1 protein-coding gene is annotated in these 1368 nt (G+C 58.1%); it reads right to left on the bottom strand.

Annotation, left to right across the window (positions count from 1 at the left end):
* Window positions 1–128: 128 nt before the first annotated feature.
* A complete protein-coding gene (locus tag JQ611_RS41420; RefSeq protein ID WP_026192128.1) occupies window positions 129–1193 on the bottom strand; it encodes an IS630-like element ISRj1 family transposase in 1065 nt (354 codons plus the stop codon).
* Window positions 1194–1368 lie beyond the last annotated feature (175 nt).

Below are 1368 nucleotides of genomic sequence, written 5' to 3'. Positions count from 1 at the left end.
GTTGTCCCTGTGCGCGAAGGCACGTCCTCTCGACAGAGCGCATTTTATCGCTGGTGGACGCCCGCTCAGATAGAGGCCAGCGCATGCTTGAGCTTGGAACAGCTGGTACGACACCCTAGTACCCGGAATCAGAGCTGAGTGATACGGCGGCCTTTGAAACGGCGTTGACGGACCTTTTTCTTGGTCCAGACGAAGGGCTCGGCTCTGTCGTTGTATGCGTTGACGTAGGCATCGATGTGTTCCTGAAGCTGCTTGAGGCTCGTGAAGGAGGTGCCGCTGAGCGACTGCCCCTGCAAGATGGAAAACCATACTTCGACCTGATTGAGCCATGACGCACTTGTCGGCGTGAAATGAAATTGCACGTTGGGGTGGGCCTTGAGCCAGTCCTCGTTCTTTTTATGGGTGTTGAGGTTGTCGAGGATGACGTGAAGCTTGCGGTTCGGAAAAGCCGCGGTGACGCTGTTCATGAAATCGAGAAACTCGACGCGGCGCCGGCGTTTTGAATGGGTCGCGATGATCTTTCCGGTGGCGACTTCGAGCGCCGCAAACAATGTTGTGGTGCCATGCCGCTTGTAATCGTGGCTTTGGCCGGTTAAGGCGCGGCCATTGGGCAACTTCAGATAACCCTGCGCTCGCTCCAAAGCCTGGATCGAGGGCTTCTCGTCCACGCACAGCACAATGGCCTTCGCCGGCGGCGCGACATAGAGGCCGACAACATCGGCGGCTTTGGCCGTAAAGTTCGGGTCGTTGCTCTCGCACCAGGACTTGCGAGCCACCAGGTCAATCTTGTGGCTGCGCAGGAACCGCCAGACATATTGGACATCGACATCGCCCAGCGCCTCGGCCAGCAGGGGGCCGGTCCAGCGCGCAAACCCTTGCGGTGGCGGCTTATCCAGCAGCTTCAGAATCCGCTTGTCGGTCGTCTTCGTATAGATCGGCTGCTTGCCAGGCCGCGGCTTGTCTTGCAGCCCTTCAAGGCCATGGTCGGCATAGCGATGCCGCCAAAGGCTGACAATCCGCGGCTGGACCCCAACTTCCTTGGCGATCGACCGGGTGCTGCGCCCATCCGCCGCCAACAGAACTATCCGCGCCCGCTTCAAATCGCGCTGCAACGTCACCGGTGAGCGACAGCACGCCTCAAGCACCTTGCGATCTTTCCTCGAAAGGTGGACTTCTCTTGCTTCGGGTATCATCCCGACCTTGAATCACGACTCACGTTCCAAGAAAAGTGGGTACTAGGTATAATGCGTGGTAGGTGTGCGGAGCTTCAATCATCTAGCCATCCTTAAGTTCGTCTTGCATAGCTCTCTAGGCCGCGCTCACCATGCGGTGCGCTACTGAGGCTCATCATTGTGTGTTAGCTCTAGC

Source organism: Bradyrhizobium sp. AUGA SZCCT0182 (assembly GCF_018130185.1).
GTDB lineage: Bacteria > Pseudomonadota > Alphaproteobacteria > Rhizobiales > Xanthobacteraceae > Bradyrhizobium.
The sequence above is the reverse complement of the archived record's forward strand: the minus strand, read 5'-3'. Positions and strand labels throughout refer to the sequence as shown.

Bases quoted from the DNA above. Each gene is read 5' to 3' on its own strand.
- JQ611_RS41420 (WP_026192128.1), bottom strand. From the start codon at position 1,193: ATGATACCCGAAGCAAGAGAAGTCCACCTTTCGAGGAAAGATCGCAAG.